Here is a 23,656-nt window from a genome sequence, read left to right as displayed (position 1 = left end):
ATCACAGCCATTAAATAAGCAATACTAACCTTTAAAATAGACTATTTAACCTTTTACTCATTTGTAAGATATAGGTATTATTAATCTAATAAACTATTGTCCATCTGATTAAAAAATCCAGGACATTGATATGCCCCGGACTTAGTAATTCTTTAGTATATTATAAGTGTTTTTCGATTACTTCAGCTAAGTTTTCTTTTGGTTGGAAACCTACAACTTTATCTACTGGTTCGCCATCTTTAAATACAATTAAAGTTGGAATACTCATAACTTCAAATTTAGCAGCTGTTGATGGATTTTCATCTACATCAAGTTTTAAAATATTAGCCTTACCTTCAAAATCACCAGCTAAATCTTCTAATACTGGAGCAATCATCTTACAAGGACCACACCAAGTTGCCCAAAAATCTACTAAATTTACCCCTGATTGAATATTTTCATCAAAGTTTGAATCTGTTACTTTTACGATTGCCATAACTGCCAATCCTCCTTAAATTTCAAATGATGAAGAAATTATAACAGATTTTATATTATTCTGCATACCTCTTGCTCACGATTATTTTAATTCTACCACGGTTACGCCAAATCCGCCTTCACTTGGCATACCGTTTCTATATGATGACACACTTTTATGTCGTTTTAAATGATTTTGCACACCTTTTTGTAAAGCACCCGTACCTTTACCATGGATAATATAAACTTGTTCATAGTTACTCAGTACAGCTTGATCTAAATATTGATCTACAGCAGTCATAGCTTCATCGTAACGATAGCCACGTAAATCAAGTTCCATTTTGATACTTTGTCTATTTTCACGCTTAATCATTCTAGTAGGTTCTTCTTTAGTTTTCTTAGTTTTTTCCAAGTCCTCTAGAGGTAATTTCATTTTGATGATACCCATTTGAACTACTGCCTCATTATTATCGATTAGTTCTAAGACTTCACCTTTTTGACCATAAGTCAATACTTTAACTTCGTCACCAGCTTTAATGGCATCCCATTTTTTCTTCTCAACATTTTGCTTAATTGATTTAGCTTCATATTGGTCATCCAGTTGTTTCTTCTTATCAATTAGTTCATGTTCTTTTACATCTGCACCTTTTTTATCTCTCAATTCACGTAATTCTTTTAGAATCTCATCCGCTTCATTAGTTGCTGATTTCACACGTTGATTTGCTTTTTCTTTCGCTTCATTCATAAGTTGTTTTTCATGATTTTGATATTGTTCATATTGTTTTGCTAAAGCATCATGTGTATCTTGAGCTTCTCTAAGCAGTTGGTCTAACTCAATTCGTTGCTCATCTACACGTTTTGAATTTGTTTCAAGCGAAGCTATCATTTCATTAATTTCTTGTTCGTCTTGGCCAATCATAGATTTAGCTTTTTGAATAACTTGAATGTTTAGGCCTAGTTTTTTTGAAATGTCAAAAGCATTTGAACGGCCTGGGACACCCATCAACAATTTGTAAGTTGGGCTCAATGTATTAACATCAAACTCTACACTCGCATTCATAACACCGTCTCTATTATAGCTATATGCTTTTAATTCTGGATAATGTGTAGTTGCCATTACTAAAGAACCAATATCATGTACATAATCTAAAATACTCATTGCTAATGCAGCACCTTCACTTGGATCAGTACCTGCCCCTAATTCATCAAATAAAATCAGACTATGTTTTGTAGTTTCTTGTAAAATTTCAACAATATTTTTCATATGAGAAGAAAATGTAGAAAGAGATTGTTCAATAGATTGTTCGTCACCGATGTCACAGAACACATTTTCAAACACACTCAACTTACTACCATCTAGTGTAGGTATCAACATACCTGATTGTGCCATCATAATAATTAAGCCGAGTGTTTTTAGCGTAACAGTCTTACCACCCGTATTAGGACCAGTAATAATAACCGTTTCAATATCTTCTGCAAATTCAATCGTATTAGCTACCACAGTATCTCGGTCCAATAAAGGATGATAAGCTTTTGGTAAATACACTGTTCTTTCAGTACTAAACTCTGGTTTAGTCCCTTTAATTGAACTTGCATAACGTGCTTTGGCAGTTAGAAAATCAATTTGTCCCATTATAGATTCTGACATCAAACAAGCTTCAGCTTCTTCGGCCACATAACCTGTGAGTTCCGATAGAATCCTTTCTCTTTCAACAGCTTCGTCATTGCGCAAACGACTAATTTGATTACTCATTTCTACGATAGATGACGGCTCAACATATAACGTTTGTCCTGAAGCCGATTGATCGTGAACAATACCATTAAAATCTTGTCTATATTCCGCTTTAACCGGGATAACATTACGCTCATTACGTACAGTTACGATTGCATCGGATAACTTTTTCTGATTGGCTTGACTTTTAACAATTTTATCTAAGTTTTGTTTGATACGCTGTGTGGTACTAGATATTTTACTTCTAATACCTTGTAATTCATAACTGGCATTGTCATACAAATCATATGCATCACATTTTTCATGTATACTTTGGTATAAATCAGTCAAGATAGGTAACTGTTCCATTCTGTCATTGAGAATTGGATAATTAATCGTCTCTTCTTCGTTTATAAGATTATTGTAAAATGTCTTATATTGATTTTGTATTTGTATAAGACGTTTGATTACATTTAATTCACTCACATTCAGCACACCACCAATACTGGCTCTATGGATAAATGCTGAAACTTTTGCCAATCCACTTAAACTAGGCATGCGATGCTTATTGTAAATTTGTGCAATTTCATCGGTCTCATTCATTTGAAATTCTACAGTATCAAAATCCGTTGCAGGTGCCATAGCGATAACTTTTTCTTTTCCTAAATCACTAATTGCTTCATTTTCAACTAACAATTTGATTTTATCGAATTCTAAGACATCTAATGATTTCTGTCTCATCTAATCCCTCTATTTCTTCAATTTAATATTATTTTCTATTAGCGATTTGAAATCTTTGCGAGACATTGTATTAATAACTCTGTCTTTTTTCACAAATCCTTTTTGTGCAGTTGCAATACCATATTTCATAAATTCTAAATGGTCTATATGGTGCGCATCTGTATTAATAGTTAATTTAACATTCGGGTGTTTTTTTACAGTTTCTGCATTTAAATCTAAGCGCTTAGGATTTGCGTTGATTTCTAAAATTGTATTAGTTTCAGCAGCTATTTCACACAACTTGTCAATATTCGGTTCATAACCAGGACGTTTCCCTATGATGCGTCCCGTCGGATGCGCAATGTGTCTAACATATGGATTGCGGCATGCATTTTCCAAACGTTGCATAATTTCATCTTGAGATTGATTAAAACTTTGATGGATTGCGGCTATAACATAATCTAATTGCGCTAATACTTCATCATCATAATCTAAACGTCCATCTGGTAATATATCCATTTCTATCCCTGAATAAATATCAATTTCATCATATTTCTCATTTAAAACTTTTATTTCTTCATTCTGGCGTAATAACCTTTCTACAGACAAACCATTTGCTACTTTCAAACTCTGTGAATGGTCTGTAATCACCATAAATTGATACCCTTTTGCGATATTAGCTTTGACCATTTCTTCTAAGCTAAATGCACCGTCACTATAGGTTGTATGCATATGAATATCTCCTTGGATATCATTTAATTTTATAATTTCTGATAAGTCTTTATCAAACTCACTGCCATCTTCTCTAATTGCAGGTTCTATCCAATTAACACCAAAATGTTCATAAATCTCTTTTTCACTTTGATATTGAATAATGTTCCCATCTGCTTGTTCAATTCCGTATTCACTTACTTTTTCATCTTGTTCTTTTGCTAATTGGCGTATGCGAATATTATGATCTTTGGAACCTGTAAAATGCTGTAATGTATGATAGAAAGCTGATGGTTCAATTAATCTAAAATCAACACCAATCGTTTCATCATCAAAGCTTAGTTCTAAAGATACCTTTGTTTGGCCAACTGCGACATCTTTTACTTTATTCGGAATATTTAATAATGCTTGTTGTACATCAGCTGGTTCATTTGTACTAATGATATAATCCAAATCCTTACTCATTTCTTTATATCTTCTAAAACTTCCAGCAACTTCATATTGTACAATAGTGTCTATTTGAGCCAAGTATGCATCTATTATTTTGTTCAATCCACGCATTTGATCAATAGGGTAACTATCTTTTTTAGCGCCTAATGCTTTTACAGCTTCTAATATATTCTGTTCTGTCTTTTTGGCAAAGCCACTTAATTCACTTACTAATCCTTGTTCACATGCAGCTTGTAATGATTCTTTCCCGTCAATATTCAATTCTTTATACAGTTTAGCTATTTTTTTACTACCCAAACCTTGAATTTTCAATAATGGAATAAGACCTTCTGGCACTTCTTGCTTTAGTGATTCTAGTGTAGACGAAGTAGCGTTTTTTCGGTATTCATCTATTACTTCACCTACACCTTTGCCGATACCTTTTAACTGAGTCACATCTTCTATTTGTTCTATAGGACGTTCGTCAATTTCAAGGCTTTGAGCGGCTTTTCTATATGCCGATACTTTAAATGTATTTTCACCTTTTAATTCCATATAAGTAGCTATTTTTTCTAATAATTGAATAATATCTTTTTTTGTCATTATTTTCACTCCATAGAAAAAGGTCAAGACAGATTACTGTTTCAAATTCAGTAAATTGATTATGTCCTGACCTCCTATATTTTATAAAATCTTATATGTTTATATTTTAAAACACCCTATATATTTAGTACATAAGTTGATATGAATGGCGCATGAATGATAAGGTATTCAGCCAAATGCCCTTTCATCAACTGTTGCTGTATGAATTCAAGAGGATATATTGAAATCATATAAAACAAAGTAGCACAAATAATAGTTGAAGAAATCACACTCATTATTACACCTAACGCACGACTTATCAAATTGGGCTTTCTAGATGTTATTACATTATCAAATAGTACGATAATACCATAGCAAAGTAATTTCGTAATAGTTGCTATAATTAAAAATGCTACGATATAATCAAAACGCTGCTGTAGGTTATCAAATTGAAATGCATAGTTCAAATCATATGCATGCGTTTTAGGAAATGGCACAAATAATTCTAATCGCTGTGAAATTTGTGAATGTAAGCGATGAGCCACCCAAAGTGAAAACAAGGTTGAACCTAGATGTAATGAACTTAACCAAGCGCCCCTTCTAAACCCAATCATGCCTATGTATAGGAAAATAATTACGATTATTAAATCAATGATCATTATTCTTCTCTATTTTTTAATTGTTTTATTTCTTGTTGTAAACGGTAATTTTCTTCTTCTAGCTGTACTTTTTCATGCATTATGTTTACAGCTGTGAGAATAGCTTTTCTAGTAGTATCAAGACCTGCACTTTTACTAGCTAGTGTTTTCAATCTCTCATCTACTAAATGCGCTACATAACGGATATGCTCAGGGTTGTCCTCTCCGACGATTGTATAATGTTGATCATTTATAGTTACGTTAATCCGATTTTTAAACTCACCCATATAATAACTCCTGACTTTGAATGTAAATTTCCGAACTTATTCTTTCATTAATTCCATTAAGTATGTAATATAGTTATTTAGAATATTTATCACGAACTATTATACACGACATAATATTAATTTGTAAGTGGTGAGATTTGTTATATTAAAAATTCTTTTGAATTATTTCAATTTTGTCTATATTGATAAAAATTTTCTTCAACTTATACATATGTTATCCATACAATCTATTCTCAAATTTCATACATGTGATATGATGTTAAATGTCTAAAATTTAATTTAGCTACTTATATAAAGCGAGGTCAATTACATGTCTAATGTTGTACACAAATTAACTAAACAACAGATCGATCAATTAATGTCGAAAATATCTTTTGATACTACAAACGTTTCTCAAGGTATGAAAGCTAAAACAAAATATAAAAACACATCTATTTCTGTATATAATTCAAATAAAGTAATGTTTCAAGGTAAAGATGCTGAATCTATCGCAGCACAATTATTACCAAGTGTTGTTCCAGCAAAAAAAAATACAGCTAAATCGTCAAATTCACAGCAAACAATACAATATAATCGTTATAATTGTATTGGTAGTGATGAAGCTGGCAGTGGCGATTACTTTGGACCACTTACGGTATGTGCCGCTTATGTTTCCCAAAAAAATGTTCAAATCTTAAAAACTTTAGGTGTAGATGACTCTAAAAAATTAACCGATGCTAAAATTGTTGAACTGGCAGAACAACTTGTAACTTTCATCCCTCACTCGTTGTTAACCATGAACAATGATAAATATAACGAAAAGCAACAAGTGGGTTGGTCTCAAGTGAAAATGAAAGCTGTTCTACACAATGAAGCTATTAAAAATGTGACACAAAAAGTGGACACAGAGGAATTAGATTATATTGTCATTGACCAATTCGCTGAATCTGGTGTTTACAAGCGCTATGCGTTAACTGAACTACCATTTAGCAGTAAAACCAAATTCGAAACTAAAGGAGAATCTAAATCCATTGCTATTGCAGCTGCAAGCATCATCTCAAGATACGCATTTGTTAAGCACATGGATAGTTTATCTCGTTCAGCCAAAATGGAGATCCCTAAAGGTGCAAGTAATAAAGTTGACTTAACCGCCGCTAAATTAATTGAGCGTAAAGGCATAGCCTATCTTGATAGTATTTCAAAAAAACATTTTGCAAATAGACAAAAGGCTGAAAAACTAGTACAAAAAAAGCATAAATAAACATATATCTCTACATTCAATGTTAGCAATATTAAATACACTAAATACTGCTAGTCTATATGTAAAACACACCTCCAAATTTGAATTCGTACTAATCCCTGAAAGTTGGACTAAAAATCTAACTTTCAAGGACACATCAAACGGAGGTGTGTTTTTATTTATGGGTTTAAATCATTTTCAATCATTTACCATGCTTGTTATAACCTTAAAAGCATATAGCACTATTTGAGTATAACTATCTGATTGTAGCGCCTTCTGCTTGTAAAGCAGTCAATATTGCTTCATGTACCGCATTCACTTTATCATCTGTAAGTGTATCTTCAGTGTCTAAATATGATAAACGAATTGCAATGGATTTTTCATCTTCAGCGACATGTTCACCTTCATAAACATCAAATACTTCAGCTTCTTGTAATATATCGCCACCATTTTGATGAATTGTATTTACTAATTTTGCTGAAGGCATATCACGGTTGATAACTAACGCAATATCTCTAGATACACCTGGGAATCTAGGTATTGGTTGATAGTTAATATAACCTACAGATACTGCCATTAATTCATCATAATTCAACTCGAATACGTAAGTACGTTTTAAATCATTGTCTTTTTCAATTTGTGGATGTAATTCTCCTACAAATCCAATAACTTTTTCATTTAATTTCACGTAAGCCGTTCTACCTGGGTGTAGACCGTTTATTTCACCAGCTTCATATTCAAATTGTATATCTAACTTCTCAGCCACTCGATCCACAATTCCTTTAGCTACGAAGAAGTCGATTTCTTCCTTCTTACCTTGCCAAGCGTTCACAGTGTAATCACCGGTTAAGATACCACTTAAATATTCAACTTCGTCTGGCAATTCACCTTCACCGTTACCAAAGAAGACACGACCAAGTTCGTATAAGCGCACATGGTTATTTTTACGTGCTACATTGTATGCAACAGCATCAATTAAATGTGGGATTAAACTTTGACGCAACGTAGAGTGAGCTTCACTCATCGGCATTAACAACGCAACTGTATCACGGTTCTGTAATGCAAAGTGGTTAGCTCGTTCTTTATCGACAAGTGAATAATTTATAGCTTGGTTTAAGCCTGCACCTTCTAAGGATGCTTTTACAATACGAGATTTAGACTGTCTATCTGTTAACGAACCATGTGTAACATGTTCAAATACTGGTAATGTTGAAGGAATTTCATCATAACCATATATACGTGCGATTTCTTCAATCAAATCTTCTTTAATTGTGATGTCTTTACGACGTGAAGGCACCATAACAGTTAGTACATCATCATTGTTCGTTGTTTCAAAACCAAGTTGCACGAAGATAGCTTCAATGTCTTTTGCAGCTAGTTCAAAACCAATTGTTTGATTAACTTTTGAAACTGAAATATCAATAGGTGTTACAAACTCACCTAAATCACCTTCAGCAACACGTCCTTGTGTGACAGTACCATCTGCGTATGTTTGAAGTAAATAACAAGCACGATCAACCGCTTCATCTACAAATTCTGTAGCAATTCCTTTTTCAAAACGGCTAGAAGCTTCACTTCTTAAATTCAAACGTCTTGATGTATGGCGAATGGATACTGGATCAAAGATAGCACCTTCAATAACAACATTAGTTGTCGCTTCAGTTACCTCTGAAAAGTCTCCGCCCATCACACCAGCAATAGCGATTGGTGAATTACCGTTTGTAATTACGATATCAGATGCAACTAATTTACGTTCTTGATCATCTAATGTTGTTATAATTTCATCTGCTTTTGCTTGGCGAACTTCGATTTGTTTAGAACCAATTTGGTCTTTATCAAACATGTGTAATGGCTGACCATATTCGATTAAAACATAGTTTGAAATATCAACCACATTATTAATAGGACGAATACCTGCTTTAATCAAACGCATTTGCATCCATTCAGGTGACGGTTTGATTGTCACATCTTTTACAACGCGTGCACTATAATAAGGTACCTTATCGTCATTTTGAATAGTTACACTAATTTCATCATTTGTGTGTTCATCATTTTCATTACTTTGTGTTTCTGGTTTGACCATTGGTACATTATATAATGCTGCTGTCTCGTAAGCTGTACCAATCATACTCAATGCATCAGCTCTATTTGGTGTAAGGTCAAATTCCATAACTTGATCATCTAAATATAATGCACTCAACGCATCTGTTCCTGGAGTCACTTCTGATGAAAATACATAGATACCGTTCTCGAATTGTTTAGGCACTAAGTTAGTTGGTACACCAATTTCTTGAAGTGAACAAATCATGCCTTCTGAACGTTCTCCACGTAACTTTGCACGTTTGATTTTCACTCCGCCAGGTAATCTACCTCCTACTGTTGCGACAATAACTGTTTGACCAGCATCTACATTTGGTGCGCCACAAACGATTTGAACTGGTTCTACTTCACCAATGTCAACTTGACAAACATTGAGTTTATCAGCATCAGGGTGTGCTGCTATTGATTGTACATAGCCTACAACTAGATTTTTAATACCTTTTGTATAATCAATAATATCGTCTACTTCTATTCCAGTGCGTGTGATACGTTCAGCAAGCACGTTAACAGGTTGATTAACCTCAACATATGATTCTAACCATTCTTTTGAAATAAACATTATTTTTCACCTCTATCTTCTACTGCTTTAAATTGACTTAAGAAACGTACATCATTGGTATAGAAATGTCTTATATCTTCAATACCATATTTCAACATTGCAATACGGTCTGGCCCCATCCCAAATGCGAAACCAGAATATTTAGTTGAATCAAATCCTGCCATTTCAAGTACGTTAGGATGTACCATTCCAGCTCCTAATATTTCAATCCAACCTGTGTGTTTACATACATTACAACCATCACCTTTACATTTGAAGCAAGATACATCTACTTCTACTGAAGGTTCTGTGAATGGGAAATAACTTGGACGTAGGCGAATCTCTCTATCTTCACCGAATAATTGTTTTGCCAATAATTCTAATGTCCCTTTTAAATCACTCATTTTAATATTTTCATCTACAACTAATCCTTCAATTTGAGTGAATTGATGGCTATGTGTGGCATCATCTGAGTCACGACGGTAAACTTTTCCTGGACATAAAATTTTAACAGGTCCTTGTCCATTACGCTTTTCCATAGTTCTTGCTTGAACTGGAGATGTGTGTGTACGCATCAATATCTCATCAGTTATGTAAAAACTGTCTTGCATATCTCTAGCTGGATGAGATTTTGGTAAGTTTAATGCTTCAAAATTATAATAATCTTGCTCTACTTCAAAACCATCTACAATTTCGTAACCAAGACCTAAGAATAAATCTTCAATTTCTTCGATTGTGCGTGTTAATGGATGTTTTGCACCATTAGCAATTTTACGGCTAGGTAATGTCACATCGATTTGTTCTTCTTTAAGTTGTTGTTCTAATTGTTCGTTTGCTAACAATTCACGGCGAGAGTCAATCTCACCTTCAATTGTCTGTCTCACTTCGTTTACTTGTTGACCATATGCAGGCTTTTCTTCATTCGGCAAGTCTTTCATATGCTTCATTAAACCAGTAACTGAACCTTTTTTACCTAGATACTTGACCTTTACATCTTGTAATTCTTTTTCATTTCGAGCTTCATTGATATCGACTAATGCTTGTTGTTTTATTTCTGACATAGCTTCTGTTTGTGTCATACTTTACCCTCCTATTTTAAAAATATCATCGAGTTATTTAAATTAAAAAACCGCACAAAAAAAGACTTTCATCCCTTGAAACTGGGACGAAAGCCTTCCGTGGTACCACCCAAATTTATGCATAAGCATACACTTGTTGTCATTGATAACGGAAATGATGTCCGACTTAAATTTCTTTAAGTAACCAAAAAGGTGAAAAAAACTAAATACAGTGGATTATCTTTCAGTCTTGAATAATCTCCCTTATACATCTGTAAGATATAGTTTACGCCTTTTTATCGGTAACTATTTAAATTTCATTGTCTTTATTATATACGATTATTCACAAAAGGGTCAACCTTTCAAGTGATACATTACGATACTTCCTGCAATAGCAACATTTAAACTTTCAGCTTTACCATAAATCGGAATTATTAAATTTTGCGTTGTTTGTTCTAATAATTTCGGATTTACGCCATCACCTTCATTACCTAGTAATAATGCAAATGCATCTTGACTTGAAACTTGATGGTAATCTACTGCATTTTCTAATGCTGTACCATATACTTCACCTTCAAAATTATCAATAAACTCACTTAAATCCTTTGTGACGATTGGTAAATGAAATACGCTTCCTTGACTTGCACGTAATACTTTATCCTGATAAGGGTCTGCAGTGCCCTTTTCAAGCACTATTAAATCTAATCCTACCGCATCTGCAGTGCGGATTAAAGTACCTAAGTTACCTGGATCTTGAATACAATCAATAAGCAACACTTGTTTAGCAGAAGTTATTTCATATTCTGGCTTCTCAATAACAGCGAAAAAACCTTGTGGTGTCACTGTTCCTGATAACACTTCCGCAACTTTCAGATTAATTTCAAATACTTCTTTTGCATAATCCTTTAAGTTGTCATCCAATCTATCTACATCGACAACGTATAACTGTTGGATTATCAAATTACTTTTATATGCTTCTTCGATTAAGTGATAGCCTTCAATCAGTGCTAATCCAGTTTTATCTCTTTCTCGTTTCTTTTTTAATTTATTTGCGCTTTTAACTTTACTATTTTGTGCCGAAGTAATCATTTCCATAGCATAGCCTCTTTACCTTTTTATTTTCAACCTTTGAATAAGTGTGTAATATTTGTATGAATATTTTTTACAATTTTAGAAAACGGTTGTTCTTTTTCTATTAATATACTATCACCATTATATGATATTTCATCTCCTTTAACAGGGGAAATATCATTGTGGAATTGAATTTTCAATGTTTGTGCTACTTGCAAGTTTTTGTCATCCATTACTTGAAAATGGATATGCGGTTCGGATGAATTGCCGGAATTACCAACGTTAGCTATATGTTGACCACGTAATAATTCGTCACCCTTTTCAATTTTGAAGGAATGTGGCTTAATGTGTGCAATTAGACTATATTCTTTGTGACCATGTTTTATAACTATATAATTCCCTTCAGGATGAACTGTATTCATCTCACCCGGTATACAATCCGAGATACCGTCGACAATTTCTTCAACAACTCCGTTCGCTGGAGCAACAATCGGCAAATCATAAATATGATAATTTTCACATTGATTTGAATCACCTTTATATGTAAATCCATCTTCAACTTTTATAAGGTCCATTGCTAATCTCTGGTTTTTATATTGATAGTGATAATTGTTTAACTCATTATCCCCACCCCAATAGACAAAACATTTGGATTTGGTTGGTATCGTATAATATTGTTTCGATTTTTTCATACCACGTTTATGCTTAATCGGTAACAACGTCATACCAATAATCTCTTGATATTTATTCAGAAGAACACTTATCCCTGTTGTCATTTTATCATCAAACCAAATGAATTCATGTTGTCGGTTTATGTGTAAGTGCTTATATAAATGATTTTGACCTCTAATAGCATTATAATTACTTAATATTTGTTCCAAGTCATTTATAGATGTAACATCTTGAAAATATTCACTAAAGTGATTATATAGCCACTGAAATTCGTTGTTTTCTATTTTATTTATAATAATTTGTGCATTTATCGTTTCCATCAATTTTACACAACCCATCAGTTGATAATAAAAAATCCTATCTCTAAAATAAAAAATCGCTCAAAAATTATCAAGTGAATAATTAATGAACGATTCGATTAGGTTATAATGTAACCTTTAAATTATTAAAATTATTTAGATACAACATCTTCGCCATTGTATGAACCACAGTTCTTACATACACGGTGAGATAATTTGTATTCTCCACAATTTGGGCATTCTGTCATACCAGGTACTGAAATTTTAAAATGCGTACGACGTTTATTTTTTCTTGTTTTTGACGTTCTTCTTTTTGGTACTGCCATGATAATCCTCCTTATATTCAAACACTAAATAGATATTTTTAGACTCAATAATCCATTATACTATAGATTAGTTAAATCCGCTATTGCTCTTCGTCATATAATTGTTGTAGTTTTTGAAGCCTAGGATCGATTTGCTCTGATTCGGAAGATTCCTTCTCTTGTGCAAGTTCAATCGCTTGTTCTTCGTCAATAACTTCCCAACCTTTACCTTCTCGTAACATCTGATCGCTTTCATTTGAAAAAGCACGCATTGGCTTTTCAATAATAACTAATTCTTCAGCAATATCCTTTAGATTTATCATACCGTTTGTTGCATCATGGTAATGTTCATCATCTTCTTCATCGTTGCCATATTGCTCGTATCCTTCTAAATCAAAAATCTCTTGAGATTTGATATCTAAAGGTACTTCAACTGGAACCAATGTACGTGCACACGCCATTGTGTATGTTCCTGTTATATGCATATCTGCAATGACTTCATTTGATTTGACGGTTAATTCACCCTCAACATCAATATCAGATAGATCTATTAAATCTAATGATTTTACTAAATAATCAAAATTAACCGTTTGATGGAACTCAAATGGTTTATCTTGGAATTTTCTTAATTGTGTTATTGACCATTTCATATGGCTTCACCTCTATCAAGCACAAAATTTATTTTAACTTTATAGACATAAGTTGTCAAGATTTTTTCTTAACACAATTATATCTGTTACAATAACTATAATGAATTCTGAAAGGAAGAATTGCAAATGAAAAGTGTTGCACTAGTCACTGAATATAATCCTTTCCACAATGGTCACTTATACCATGCTCAGCAATCAAAGTCAATAACCGGCTCTGAAGTTTCTGTCGCAATAATGAGTGGAAGCTTTGTGATGAGAGGACAACCAGCAATTTATAATAAATTTAAGCGCACGCGTATGGCATTAAGTGCGGTCGACTTGGTAATTGAACTTCCTATCTTCGCATCGTTATCGGCTGGACAATATTTTGCTGAATTAGCCGTAAAAGTTGCTGATTATTTAAATATTGATCATTTATCTTTTGGTAGTGAGTATGGAAACATTGATGCATTTTTGACATTAGCAAAAGACATCTCAAATGCAGAACAATCATTACAATTTGCCGAAAAAACAAAAGAAGGTAAAAGTTATCCTAGAATCTTAAGTGAAATAATCACAAACAATGAGTTGCTATCTTCACCAAATAATACACTAGGTATTTCTTATATCAGAGCAATTCAAAAATGGGCGCCAACTATACAACCATGGACTATACCACGTTTACAAAGTGCACATCATGACATAGAAATAGCAAACTTAGGTTTTGCGAGTGGCACATCAATTCGCAAATCACTTCAAAATGCTAATACCCAATGGAAACAAGTAGTTCCGGAATCTTTACACCCCTACTATACTGTCCCAAATGTTTCAGTTGCTGACACATTCAATTATTTAAAATACGCAATATTAAGCCAAGATACAGATTCCTTAAATCAAATCTATACCATGAGTGAAGGTTTCGAAAATCGTGTTATTCAGTTTATTGACCAAGCAGAAAATTTCGAACAGTTTATGACACTATTAAAAACGAAGCGCTTTACCTATACACATATCCAACGGTTGTTAATGAATATTTTATTGAATTTTAAACAGCAACAAAAGCCTGAAGCAATAGATGCCGTTAGGGTTTTAGGAATGACTCAGAAAGGACAACAGTATTTAAAACAATTGAAACAGCTCTTCCCTGAACGCAATTATATTACTCAACTCAATAAACAAAATGCACATTTTTTCAAGCATGAAATACATGCAACAAAAATTTATAACCTCATTTCAGGTGAAACTGCCGATGATTTCAATACACACGTCATACGCCTTTAACGCCCATCTTTATAACATAAATTCATAAACTTTATTAATCTAAAATACTTGTTTATAAAAATAAAAAAAGAGTGGTTCAATAATCAATATCTTTAAATTAGATTATCGAACTACTCTTTTTTTATTTCTTAAATTTTTCATTTAAAGCTTTTTCAACATGTACAGGTACAAAGTCTGACACGTTTGCTTTATATGCTGCTACTTCTTTTACTACACTGGAACTTATAAACGAATAATTTGTACTCGTCATCATATACATCGTTTCTACGTTGCTGTTAAGTTTTTTATTCATAGATGTTAGTCTTAACTCATATTCAAAGTCACTCACAGCTCTTAATCCTCTGATTATTGTTTGTGCACCGATTTCGTCACAAAAATCAACCAACAATCCATTAAAATGATGCACTGTCACATTATTTAAATGTTTTACTGATTCCTCAATTAGCTCAATACGTTCTTCAATCGAAAAAGTACCTGCTTTGCTACTGTTTTTCAAAACACAAATGTGTAATTCGTCAAAGCGATCCGCACTTCTATCTATAATATCAATATGGCCGTATGTAATTGGATCAAAACTCCCTGGAATGACTGCTTTAGTTGTAGACATTTTAATCTCCCTTTTCTAATAACAAAGTGTCTGTCAATCCATAATGATAACGTTTTATCACATGGAATGGCTCAGTTTTTATATTCTCGTGATGATGGAACTCACAAACGATAATACCATTTTCTTTTAACAAATTAAACTTTGCGATACCTTCAAGCGCTTCATCTATCAAACCTTTTTCATAAGGAGGATCTAAAAATATCACATCAAATTGTATATCTCGCTTAGATAATGCTTTTAAAGCCCGGTCGGCACTGTTTTTATATACTTCTGCTTGTGCTTCAATACTTAATGCTCTTAAATTTGCTTTAATCACTTTTACCGCTTTAAAATTTTGGTCGACAAAAATCATTTGATCCATACCACGTGACAAAGCTTCGATCCCTAAAGCACCACTTCCAGCAAATAAATCCAAGCCTATGCCTGAAACTTCATGTAAACTATTAAAAATACCTTCTTTGACTTTATCCATTGTTGGTCTCGTATTGCGTCCTTCCATACTTTCTAACGCTTTACTTTTATGGATTCCAGATATTACTCTCATGTAATAGACACTTCCATTCTTAAAATAAATTTTATATAATGCTTAATGCACGATTAAGGAGGAACAATATCAATGAAACAATCATTTATAAAATTAGGTGAAGGGCTAACAGATTTGTTTGAATTTAATACATTAATCGAATACAATTTCGAAAGAATCGATCACCTTGTGTATTTCCATTCACCTAAATCTGAAAAACAACGTTCATCTGTCGCTCTAATTATGAAACCAACTAGTGGTCAGCATTTTCAAGCAATGTATATTATGCTAAATGCACTTAATTATCCATATCCAACTGCAAACAAAAAATTTGAAATGATTAACAATCAAGCAGCTAAATATAATATAGACGTAAAAGCCGTTGAAGTTCAACCTCTCGAAGTATTCCACGAAACTGAGCTGTATTTCAATTATTTAACTAGCGTCTTAAGATTACAAAGATGGATACCACCTTTACAATAAAGAAAAAAATAAGCCACACTAGACAGTCGTTGTACTATTGTGGCTTCCATATATTCATCCGCTAATGAAACTATTATTTATATACTATTGATTTGCAAAGGTTATGACCAAAAGTATAACTTACATGATTTCATGCTGCTCTTTTTCATAAGTTTTCTTCAAATACTTATAAGGTGAACCTTCTACATGTTTAACATATTTAAGTTTCATCAATTTGTTTACAATCTCATCCGCTTCTGCCTCGTTAATATACATAACTACGAAACGACTTTGTCTATTTGCACTTACAATATGACCAAATTTTCTTATCTGTCTTTCATGTTTCATATGTTTCAAATATATAATCAAACTTACTCTAGGTATAATATTCATTTCTTATCACTCCAATTATTAGCCATTATATAATATCATGTCTTTTTCCATTTATAAATAACAATTATTTTGAACTCTCTTGTACTTTTGCTATATTACTTTATATACACAACTTGAGGAGGAATTTTCGTGACTAAATTCAACAAACTAATTAAAGGTGGATTTTTAGGTACTGTTGGCTTAATAGGAAGTATTTTCTTTTATACTAAATACAGCACTAAACCACATAATCAAAGTATACCACCTTTCTTTTCTAAACCTGCACCATATATTTTTGCACATCGCGGTGGTATGGCGGTTAGACCCGAACAAACTAAATTAGCTTTTGATAACGCGGTTGCCCACGAAATAGATGGATTTGAAACAGATGTAAGATTAACTAAAGATCATGAACTTGTTGTTTTTTATGATAATGACGTAGATCGTACTACGAATGGTTCAGGAAAAATATCAGAACATACTTTAGCAGAACTTAAACAATTAGATGCTGGCTACCATTTCACTGATATCAATGGCGTTCAACCTTATCGCGGCCATGAAGATGCAAAAATTTTAACGTTTGATGAATTATTAAAAACGTATCCAAATCAACTTATAAGTGTTAATTTACAAGATGACCCAAAAAGTGAACAAGGTCAACTTGCCCCTGAAATCATCTACGAAATCATCGTTGCTAATAATGCACAACAACGTGTTTTAGTATCAAGTTTCTACAGTAAACAGATTGAACGATTTAATATAATAAGTAATGGCACTGTAGCTACTGGTGCAAGTCAAAATGAAGTAATAGAAGGTTTATTGAAATTTTACACCGGTCTGGGTAACACTTTTCAACCTCGTGCCAATACGTTCCAACTATTTGTATCATTTAAAGGCATAAAGTTAACTTCACCTAAGTTTATTAAATGGTTAAACGAACGCAATATTGTCCCAGGTTATTGTGGTGTGAATAACCTTGATTTAATGAACGATTTAGTTTTTTACGGTGCACACACATTAGTAACTGACAGACCTGATTTAGCACAACGATTTAAAAATACTTACCATTAAAATAAAAAACAGGCCAACGATACCAAAATACATTTTTGATTTCGTTGGCCTGTTTTATTTATAACGAACAGCTACATGATCCACCTGTTGCACAACCACCTGCGTCTTTTTGAAAGAATGGGTTGCCCGCTTCAATCTTTACATTTTCAGAAACAGCATATGCAATTTTCACAATTACTTGATCAATTAATTCCTGCAATGCAACTTCTTTTTGTTTGTGATCCATAACGACTGGCAGCATTTCATAAGCCCTTTTACGTTTGCGTGTATCTAACATCACGCTTTGATAATCTGGGTGATATTTACCAAAACGCATAATTTCATCATATTTATCTTTTGACTTTAAAAAAGCTTGATACAAGAGATGTGCTTCGTCATTATCAGCAAGCGCTTGTTCTGCCTCTCTGTACTCTTGATACAAACGTGATTCTAATATTTTATCGCTTAAGGCTTCTATTTCATCGAGTACGGTCAGCGTTTCTTCAGTTATCATAATCAACTAACTCCTATCTATTTATCTTCTACAAAAATGAGCGTATAGTAACCATTCGTTACTTCTCCACCCATTTCATTATATTTTGAGTTCAACATTCTAGATCGATGAATATCCGAATTTAACCAACTATGAATAAGTGTTGGCACTTCATTGAAATCATAACCTACGTTTTGGCTCGTAGATACGAATGGTATCTCTTGCTCATTCAATTGCTGTTTTAAGGCATCTTCAGTAAATTCAACACTATCAGTCCCAATTGCTTCATACAAGTTAAATGATGCAATATGAGCTAAATCATTATTTATACGCAATGGTTTAGCATCTTTTAATTTTCTCATTTCATTAGTAATTTCATACAAAGTCATCAATTGGTTGGCATTTTGCTCATATGGTAAATCTTTTTGCTTACGTGCAATTTCCTCATCGTCTTTATCACTCAACATTTGATAAGGTTTAAACGCTGCTAATGCATCACTATCTAAATACCTTACCGCAACAATTTTATTAGCTTGTTGATCAATATAGATTTGAGCATAAATGTTTTTAAATTTTATAAGCGTTTGAGTTTTCATATCTGAATCGGAAATTTCTAATTCATATTTTTTTCCATTCGCCTTGATTGTCGGTTCTGGATTAATACTAAATTTCTCAAATACATTTGAAGCATTATCAGATATTTTAACTGGATTTACTTTTGCTTCTTTTCCAGTAGCATATACAGATTTAATTATATTATGTTTAGTAGTAACTAAATAATATTGATCCTTTTCTTTAAATACATAATTTTTAAAATCACCTTTATATGAATACACTCTTTCAGCTTGTCCATATGTATCTGTAAGTTTTTTTAGGTTTTGGCCAACCCAAGTTCCTATCCCTTCCTTGGGCATTGGATTTTCAACATTTTGCTCATTTTTTTGAAAGTCTTTGTTTTGAGTTGTTTTTGTCGAATTTTTATTTGGATTTTCCAAAACATCAAACTTCAAACGTGGCGAGTAAAAAAGATATATCAAGAAAGAAATCAATAATAGCACACCAATAACTTTAATTATTAGTTTTTTCATCACTCACCCACCTATAGTTATCTTTTATTTATTGTACATGTTTCAATATATCACAAGCAAGGTATGTCATTATATAATGACGAATTAATAAAATTTATACGCTTTTCTATACGCATACACTTTTCTACTCATTTTTTAATATTACCCAATAATTTCAGGGTAAACTTTATAATAAGAGGTGGATGACAATGACAATGATTCGTGTACATGGTGCTAAGCAAAATAATTTAAAAAATATTTCAGTTGATATACCAAAACATCAAATAACCGTATTTACAGGGCGTTCTGGATCTGGAAAATCTTCTTTGGTTTTTAGTACTATCGCTGCAGAATCTGAACGTTTGTTAAACGAAACTTATTCAACTTACATACAACATCAGTTAGCTCAATTTTCAAAACCTAATGTAGATTTAATTGAACATTTGCCAGTAGCAATGATTATTAACCAAAAAAGATTAGGTGGTAATTCACGATCTACAGTTGGCACTATTTCAGATATCTATGCATCTGTCAGATTACTATGGTCACGCATTGGCAAGCCATTTGTTGGGTACTCTGATATATTCTCCTTTAATAACCCTAAAGGCATGTGCCCAGAATGTTCAGGTTTAGGTTATGTCGAAGATATCGATTTAGACGAATTGTTAGATTATGATAAATCACTCAATGAAGATGCAATTCAATTCCCATCATTTAGACCAGATAGTTGGCGCGGTAAACGCTATTTATATTCTGGACTTTTTGATAATGATAAAAAATTAAAAGATTATTCTGAAGAAGAATTCAATACTTTACTTTATACAAAACCAACTAAATTAAAGAATCCTCCAGAGAATTGGCCGAAAACTGCAAAATTCGAAGGCTTAATACATCGGTTTAGACGTTCTTTTCTATTAAATGATAACTTTGAAAAAAATAGATTCAAAGAAGCTATCGATCGCGTAGTAACATCTAGAAAATGTCCAACGTGTCAAGGTAAAAGACTCAATCCAGATGTATTACAATGTAAAATCAATAATTTAGATATTGCAGACTTTACTAATTTATCCATAGACGAAGCATTAAAATTTATAAGTCAAATTGATTCACCAAAAGCAAAAGTAATTATCGAGCCATTACAGCAACAGCTATCTTCTTTAAGCTATATTGGACTCAATTATTTAACGCTTTCCAGAGAAACAACTACTTTATCCGGTGGTGAATCTCAGAGAATTAAATTAATAAGACACCTTAATAGTGCACTAAGCGACCTCGTTTATATTATTGATGAACCAAGTGTTGGGTTACATCCTAATGATATACAACGCATTAACGAAATCATTCAATCATTAAAAAATAAGGGCAATACAGTTTTAGTAGTTGAGCATGACCCTGATGTTATAAGCATAGCGGATCACATTATTGATTTAGGCCCTTATGCAGGCAAAAATGGCGGAGAAATTACTTTTACAGGAAGTTATGAAACTTTGTTAAAATCAACTACTCATACAGGTTTAGCATTACAGAAACACCATCACTTAAAACTAAATCCTAGAACACCTAATGATTTTATCCATTTAGAACATATTGATAGAAATAATTTAAAAGATGTATCTGTTAAATTGCCCAAACAAGCAATGACTGTTGTTACAGGTGTTGCTGGTTCTGGAAAAAGTTCACTGATACACGCAGGTTTAAAACAAGAACCTAATACAATTTTTATAGATCAAAAACCAGTACATGCATCAAGTCGCTCAAATTTACTCACTTATTTAAGTATATTTGATGATGTAAGAACTTATTTCAGTGAAGAAACGCATTTAAAAAAAGCAATGTTCAGCTACAACTCTGAAGGTGCATGCCCAGAATGTAATGGTAAAGGTATCATTAAAACGGAATTAGCCTTTATGCCAGACTTTACTCAAACTTGTGATTTGTGTCATGGAAAGCGTTATAAACCCGAAGTATTAAATGCAAAAATAAAGGGATATAATATTGCAGATATTTTAGCATTAACAGTAGATGAAGCAATTTTATTTTTTCAAGAAAAGAAAAATATTGCCCAGCATTTAGAAGCGTTAAAATCTACTGGACTGAATTATATGACTTTAGGACAAACACTCGACACATTATCTGGCGGTGAAATACAACGCGTTAAACTCAGTAAATATTTAACACAGACTGTCCACCAACATACTTTCATATTTGACGAACCTACTACTGGATTACATGAAGATGACATCCCTATTTTATTAGACTGTTTCGAAAGTCTAATCCACGATAAAAACACAGTAGTTATTATCGAACATAACTTAACAATGATGACTCATGCTGACTGGATTATTGATATCGGTCCATTTGCAGGAGAAAAAGGTGGCAGGTTACTTTATCAAGGAATACCTCAAGAATTGTTAGCTGTAAATGATTCTGTAACGGCTAAACATTTACAAAGATATATCACGAACTGACAACACAGTGTATCATTTACCGCATGATAACAGAAGCATAGAAGTAGTTAAGATTTAAAAATAGTTATTATATAGATAGATTGCGTTTATAATAAAATCATTTAAAGTAAATTTTTTTCTACTTTTACATTTAAATTGTACTACCTATCTCTCTTTTAAATTATCATTTAAAAAAATTAGCTATGAAGCAATCTACCATCTTGGATAGATATCTTCATAGCTATTTTTAACATGTTACTTATAAATCGTACTTATCAACCTAGTAAATTCATTTCGTATCTTCTAATAGTGAATAATGGAAACGGGCTAACAAACCTGTTTATAAAACAAATTTCTGCCCGCTGCCCTTTCCATATTCCCTAGTTCAAATAAAAGACTAACATTTTTTAATGTGAATTATAAACCAAATGTCGCTTTAATTAGTGACGTCGTTTCTCCACCTGGATAAAATACATAAAGTAATAAATACACAGCTACACCTGTTATTGCTGTGAAGAACCAGATTATAGAGGCAATTGGTCCTACAAATCTATGTACTTTAAACTTATCTTTAAAAGCAGTAATGATTTGTAAAAGTCCTAAAACTCCACCAATTGTTGCTAAGTTTATGTGAAATACTAAGAAAATTGTATAATAAAGTTTAACTGAGTCTGGACCACCAAATGCAGTATTACCAATAAAAATAGTCCTTGATGCGTAAATAATAAAGAACGCTAGTGCAAAAAATGCAGCAGCTAACATTACTTTTTTATGGCTTTCAATTTTTCTCAGCCAAATTTTGCGCCATCCGATAGCGACAAGGATTGCACTAATTACAATAAAGCTTGTACTGATTGTAGGTAAGATAGGTAAATTCATATATTACATCCTCTATTTATAATTATTAAAACATTTGAATTAATGACACGACAACGACGAGTACAAAGAAAACCACTAAATAGTTTAATGAGTATATAAACATTTTTGTTGCCCATTTTGTTTGATCTGAATTCTTTTTAAAGCTTGTTAATCCTAAATATAACCATCCTAAATTTAACAGCGTAGCCAATACTATAAATGTTGTTCCTAAGCTACTTAATAAGAATGGAAGTGGTAATAAGATTACTAGCCATAAAAACATACTTACTCTCGTACGTTTAAACCCTTTTACTGATGGTAACATTGGAATATTTGCTAATGAATACTCATCTTTACGTTTAATTGCTAAAGCATAAAAATGAATAGGTTGCCAACAGAAAATCACTAAAAATAGCGCTACTGCTACCAAACTAATATTTCCTTCAATTGCCGTCCACCCAATTAAAGGTGGAACTGCACCTGGGAAACTACCAATCACTGTATTCCATACCGTATGACGTTTAGACCAAATCGAGTAAAACGATACATAACCCACTATACCTAGCAGTCCAATTACACCTGAAGGTATATTTAACGCAAATAGTAATGCTTCCCCTATTAGCATCATTCCAAAGCTGAGCATTAATAAATTTCTATCCGAAATTCTGTCATTAACTGTTGGTCTCTGTTGTTTACTTGGCATGATACTGTCAATATCTTGATCGTAGTAATTATTTAAAGCACATGCGCCCCCCATAATTAACGTAGAGCCCACCAACATCATTAAGATTTGTGGTATTGACGAGAGGAAGGAATGATTTGCCAACACAATCGCTAACCATGATCCAGCAAATGCAGGGATCAAATTACCTTGTACCAATCCCATCTTGATAATTTGCTGCAACTCTTTAAAAGTCACACGACTAGAATTATGCGACAAAGTTTGTTCTTTGTTCATAATTTCCCTCCTAATTTTTCCATATAATACAATGATATATTAAATTTGTATCATTGACTACATTTATGTAAACTTATTTGTGACACTTTAACGACATTACTAAAAAGTCATTTTTG

23 protein-coding genes are annotated in these 23,656 nt (G+C 32.7%); 5 read left to right on the top strand and 18 right to left on the bottom strand.

Features of this window, described 5'->3' with window-relative positions:
* Nucleotides 1-160: 160 nt before the first annotated feature.
* From trxA to zapA, 5 genes are all read right to left on the bottom strand, one after another.
* The gene (gene trxA / locus BTM19_RS10525) at nt 161-475 is read right to left on the bottom strand and encodes a thioredoxin (RefSeq protein ID WP_017724191.1); all 315 of its coding nucleotides are present in this window, start codon (nt 473-475) and stop codon (nt 161-163) included.
* An 81-nt stretch (nt 476-556) separates the two neighbouring features.
* A complete protein-coding gene (locus BTM19_RS10520) occupies nt 557-2,905 on the bottom strand; it encodes an endonuclease MutS2 (protein WP_029379033.1) in 2,349 nt (782 codons plus the stop codon).
* A gap of 9 nt (nt 2,906-2,914) precedes the next feature.
* Nucleotides 2,915-4,627: a DNA polymerase/3'-5' exonuclease PolX gene (gene polX, locus BTM19_RS10515; protein WP_038678313.1), complete on the bottom strand. Its 1,713-nt coding sequence runs from the start codon at nt 4,625-4,627 to the stop codon at nt 2,915-2,917.
* 116 nt (nt 4,628-4,743) lie between these two features.
* Complete coding sequence (locus BTM19_RS10510) at nt 4,744-5,265, bottom strand: CvpA family protein (RefSeq protein ID WP_029379035.1); 522 nt, start codon at nt 5,263-5,265, stop codon at nt 4,744-4,746.
* Nucleotides 5,265-5,531, bottom strand: a complete 267-nt coding sequence (gene zapA, locus BTM19_RS10505) for a cell division protein ZapA (protein ID WP_017724187.1) — start codon at nt 5,529-5,531, stop codon at nt 5,265-5,267. The genes BTM19_RS10510 and zapA overlap by 1 nt, the downstream gene beginning before the upstream one ends.
* A 310-nt stretch (nt 5,532-5,841) precedes the next feature.
* Here zapA and rnhC point away from each other — a divergent pair, with 310 nt between their 5' ends.
* On the top strand, nt 5,842-6,771 hold the full coding sequence (gene rnhC / locus BTM19_RS10500; protein WP_038678310.1) for a ribonuclease HIII: 930 nt from the start codon (nt 5,842-5,844) through the stop codon (nt 6,769-6,771).
* Between the two features lie 235 nt (nt 6,772-7,006).
* On the opposite strand, the gene pheT is transcribed toward rnhC, so the two are convergent.
* The 6 genes from pheT to BTM19_RS10470 form a co-directional block, all read right to left on the bottom strand.
* Nucleotides 7,007-9,409 (bottom strand): phenylalanine--tRNA ligase subunit beta, encoded by a 2,403-nt coding sequence (gene pheT, locus BTM19_RS10495; protein ID WP_058625607.1) that lies wholly within the window; start codon nt 9,407-9,409, stop codon nt 7,007-7,009.
* Complete coding sequence (gene pheS / locus BTM19_RS10490) at nt 9,409-10,467, bottom strand: phenylalanine--tRNA ligase subunit alpha (protein ID WP_029379038.1); 1,059 nt, start codon at nt 10,465-10,467, stop codon at nt 9,409-9,411. Before pheS ends, pheT begins: the two co-directional genes overlap by 1 nt.
* A gap of 333 nt (nt 10,468-10,800) precedes the next feature.
* Nucleotides 10,801-11,541: a TrmH family RNA methyltransferase gene (locus BTM19_RS10485; protein ID WP_029379039.1), complete on the bottom strand. Its 741-nt coding sequence runs from the start codon at nt 11,539-11,541 to the stop codon at nt 10,801-10,803.
* A gap of 26 nt (nt 11,542-11,567) precedes the next feature.
* On the bottom strand, nt 11,568-12,509 hold the full coding sequence (locus BTM19_RS10480; protein ID WP_029379040.1) for a M23 family metallopeptidase: 942 nt from the start codon (nt 12,507-12,509) through the stop codon (nt 11,568-11,570).
* A gap of 131 nt (nt 12,510-12,640) precedes the next feature.
* Nucleotides 12,641-12,814 (bottom strand): 50S ribosomal protein L32, encoded by a 174-nt coding sequence (gene rpmF / locus BTM19_RS10475; RefSeq protein ID WP_029379041.1) that lies wholly within the window; start codon nt 12,812-12,814, stop codon nt 12,641-12,643.
* Between the two features lie 80 nt (nt 12,815-12,894).
* Nucleotides 12,895-13,443: a YceD family protein gene (locus BTM19_RS10470; protein WP_029379042.1), complete on the bottom strand. Its 549-nt coding sequence runs from the start codon at nt 13,441-13,443 to the stop codon at nt 12,895-12,897.
* Between the two features lie 126 nt (nt 13,444-13,569).
* On the opposite strand from BTM19_RS10470, the gene BTM19_RS10465 reads away from it, so the two are divergent.
* Nucleotides 13,570-14,703: a nucleotidyltransferase gene (locus tag BTM19_RS10465; protein ID WP_058625606.1), complete on the top strand. Its 1,134-nt coding sequence runs from the start codon at nt 13,570-13,572 to the stop codon at nt 14,701-14,703.
* 121 nt (nt 14,704-14,824) lie between these two features.
* On the opposite strand, the gene coaD is transcribed toward BTM19_RS10465, so the two are convergent.
* Nucleotides 14,825-15,310, bottom strand: a complete 486-nt coding sequence (gene coaD, locus BTM19_RS10460) for a pantetheine-phosphate adenylyltransferase (RefSeq protein ID WP_029379044.1) — start codon at nt 15,308-15,310, stop codon at nt 14,825-14,827.
* Between the two features lies 1 nt (nt 15,311).
* Nucleotides 15,312-15,854 carry a 16S rRNA (guanine(966)-N(2))-methyltransferase RsmD gene (gene rsmD / locus BTM19_RS10455; RefSeq protein ID WP_029379045.1) on the bottom strand — a complete coding sequence of 181 codons (543 nt, stop codon included), beginning with the start codon at nt 15,852-15,854 and terminating at the stop codon, nt 15,312-15,314.
* Between the two features lie 72 nt (nt 15,855-15,926).
* On the opposite strand from rsmD, the gene BTM19_RS10450 reads away from it, so the two are divergent.
* Complete coding sequence (locus BTM19_RS10450) at nt 15,927-16,316, top strand: DUF7147 family protein (RefSeq protein ID WP_029379046.1); 390 nt, start codon at nt 15,927-15,929, stop codon at nt 16,314-16,316.
* Nucleotides 16,317-16,436: 120 nt separating this feature from the next.
* On the opposite strand, the gene BTM19_RS10445 is transcribed toward BTM19_RS10450, so the two are convergent.
* On the bottom strand, nt 16,437-16,688 hold the full coding sequence (locus BTM19_RS10445; protein ID WP_029379047.1) for a DUF2129 domain-containing protein: 252 nt from the start codon (nt 16,686-16,688) through the stop codon (nt 16,437-16,439).
* A 129-nt stretch (nt 16,689-16,817) separates the two neighbouring features.
* On the opposite strand from BTM19_RS10445, the gene BTM19_RS10440 reads away from it, so the two are divergent.
* The gene (locus tag BTM19_RS10440) at nt 16,818-17,738 is read left to right on the top strand and encodes a glycerophosphodiester phosphodiesterase (RefSeq protein ID WP_029379048.1); all 921 of its coding nucleotides are present in this window, start codon (nt 16,818-16,820) and stop codon (nt 17,736-17,738) included.
* A gap of 58 nt (nt 17,739-17,796) precedes the next feature.
* Here BTM19_RS10440 and BTM19_RS10435 read toward each other — a convergent pair whose 3' ends face one another.
* The gene (locus BTM19_RS10435) at nt 17,797-18,231 is read right to left on the bottom strand and encodes a YlbF/YmcA family competence regulator (protein ID WP_029379049.1); all 435 of its coding nucleotides are present in this window, start codon (nt 18,229-18,231) and stop codon (nt 17,797-17,799) included.
* 17 nt (nt 18,232-18,248) lie between these two features.
* On the bottom strand, nt 18,249-19,298 hold the full coding sequence (locus BTM19_RS10430; RefSeq protein WP_029379050.1) for a CAP-associated domain-containing protein: 1,050 nt from the start codon (nt 19,296-19,298) through the stop codon (nt 18,249-18,251).
* Between the two features lie 188 nt (nt 19,299-19,486).
* On the opposite strand from BTM19_RS10430, the gene BTM19_RS10425 reads away from it, so the two are divergent.
* Nucleotides 19,487-21,745 carry an ATP-binding cassette domain-containing protein gene (locus BTM19_RS10425; protein WP_081047814.1) on the top strand — a complete coding sequence of 753 codons (2,259 nt, stop codon included), beginning with the start codon at nt 19,487-19,489 and terminating at the stop codon, nt 21,743-21,745.
* A 396-nt stretch (nt 21,746-22,141) separates the two neighbouring features.
* On the opposite strand, the gene BTM19_RS10420 is transcribed toward BTM19_RS10425, so the two are convergent.
* Nucleotides 22,142-22,603 carry a DUF420 domain-containing protein gene (locus BTM19_RS10420; RefSeq protein WP_029379052.1) on the bottom strand — a complete coding sequence of 154 codons (462 nt, stop codon included), beginning with the start codon at nt 22,601-22,603 and terminating at the stop codon, nt 22,142-22,144.
* A 25-nt stretch (nt 22,604-22,628) separates the two neighbouring features.
* On the bottom strand, nt 22,629-23,540 hold the full coding sequence (gene cyoE / locus BTM19_RS10415; RefSeq protein WP_029379053.1) for a heme o synthase: 912 nt from the start codon (nt 23,538-23,540) through the stop codon (nt 22,629-22,631).
* Nucleotides 23,541-23,656: the final 116 nt, after the last annotated feature.

The organism is Staphylococcus xylosus, assembly GCF_002732165.1.
Taxonomy (GTDB): domain Bacteria; phylum Bacillota; class Bacilli; order Staphylococcales; family Staphylococcaceae; genus Staphylococcus; species Staphylococcus xylosus.
This window is presented reverse-complemented; position numbering and strand designations above follow the sequence as displayed.

Coding starts and splice junctions, on each gene's coding strand:
- BTM19_RS10445 (WP_029379047.1), bottom strand. CDS start 16,688: ATGAATATTATACCTAGAGTAAGTTTGATTATATATTTGAAACATATG.
- BTM19_RS10510 (WP_029379035.1), bottom strand. CDS start 5,265: ATGATCATTGATTTAATAATCGTAATTATTTTCCTATACATAGGCATG.
- BTM19_RS10450 (WP_029379046.1), top strand. CDS start 15,927: ATGAAACAATCATTTATAAAATTAGGTGAAGGGCTAACAGATTTGTTT.
- polX (WP_038678313.1), bottom strand. CDS start 4,627: ATGACAAAAAAAGATATTATTCAATTATTAGAAAAAATAGCTACTTAT.
- rnhC (WP_038678310.1), top strand. CDS start 5,842: ATGTCTAATGTTGTACACAAATTAACTAAACAACAGATCGATCAATTA.
- BTM19_RS10420 (WP_029379052.1), bottom strand. CDS start 22,603: ATGAATTTACCTATCTTACCTACAATCAGTACAAGCTTTATTGTAATT.
- pheS (WP_029379038.1), bottom strand. CDS start 10,467: ATGACACAAACAGAAGCTATGTCAGAAATAAAACAACAAGCATTAGTC.
- BTM19_RS10430 (WP_029379050.1), bottom strand. CDS start 19,298: ATGAAAAAACTAATAATTAAAGTTATTGGTGTGCTATTATTGATTTCT.
- BTM19_RS10470 (WP_029379042.1), bottom strand. CDS start 13,443: ATGAAATGGTCAATAACACAATTAAGAAAATTCCAAGATAAACCATTT.
- trxA (WP_017724191.1), bottom strand. CDS start 475: ATGGCAATCGTAAAAGTAACAGATTCAAACTTTGATGAAAATATTCAA.
- zapA (WP_017724187.1), bottom strand. CDS start 5,531: ATGGGTGAGTTTAAAAATCGGATTAACGTAACTATAAATGATCAACAT.
- BTM19_RS10465 (WP_058625606.1), top strand. CDS start 13,570: ATGAAAAGTGTTGCACTAGTCACTGAATATAATCCTTTCCACAATGGT.
- BTM19_RS10520 (WP_029379033.1), bottom strand. CDS start 2,905: ATGAGACAGAAATCATTAGATGTCTTAGAATTCGATAAAATCAAATTG.
- cyoE (WP_029379053.1), bottom strand. CDS start 23,540: ATGAACAAAGAACAAACTTTGTCGCATAATTCTAGTCGTGTGACTTTT.
- BTM19_RS10480 (WP_029379040.1), bottom strand. CDS start 12,509: ATGGAAACGATAAATGCACAAATTATTATAAATAAAATAGAAAACAAC.
- rpmF (WP_029379041.1), bottom strand. CDS start 12,814: ATGGCAGTACCAAAAAGAAGAACGTCAAAAACAAGAAAAAATAAACGT.
- pheT (WP_058625607.1), bottom strand. CDS start 9,409: ATGTTTATTTCAAAAGAATGGTTAGAATCATATGTTGAGGTTAATCAA.
- BTM19_RS10425 (WP_081047814.1), top strand. CDS start 19,487: ATGACAATGATTCGTGTACATGGTGCTAAGCAAAATAATTTAAAAAAT.
- coaD (WP_029379044.1), bottom strand. CDS start 15,310: ATGTCTACAACTAAAGCAGTCATTCCAGGGAGTTTTGATCCAATTACA.
- BTM19_RS10435 (WP_029379049.1), bottom strand. CDS start 18,231: ATGATAACTGAAGAAACGCTGACCGTACTCGATGAAATAGAAGCCTTA.
- rsmD (WP_029379045.1), bottom strand. CDS start 15,854: ATGAGAGTAATATCTGGAATCCATAAAAGTAAAGCGTTAGAAAGTATG.
- BTM19_RS10485 (WP_029379039.1), bottom strand. CDS start 11,541: ATGGAAATGATTACTTCGGCACAAAATAGTAAAGTTAAAAGCGCAAAT.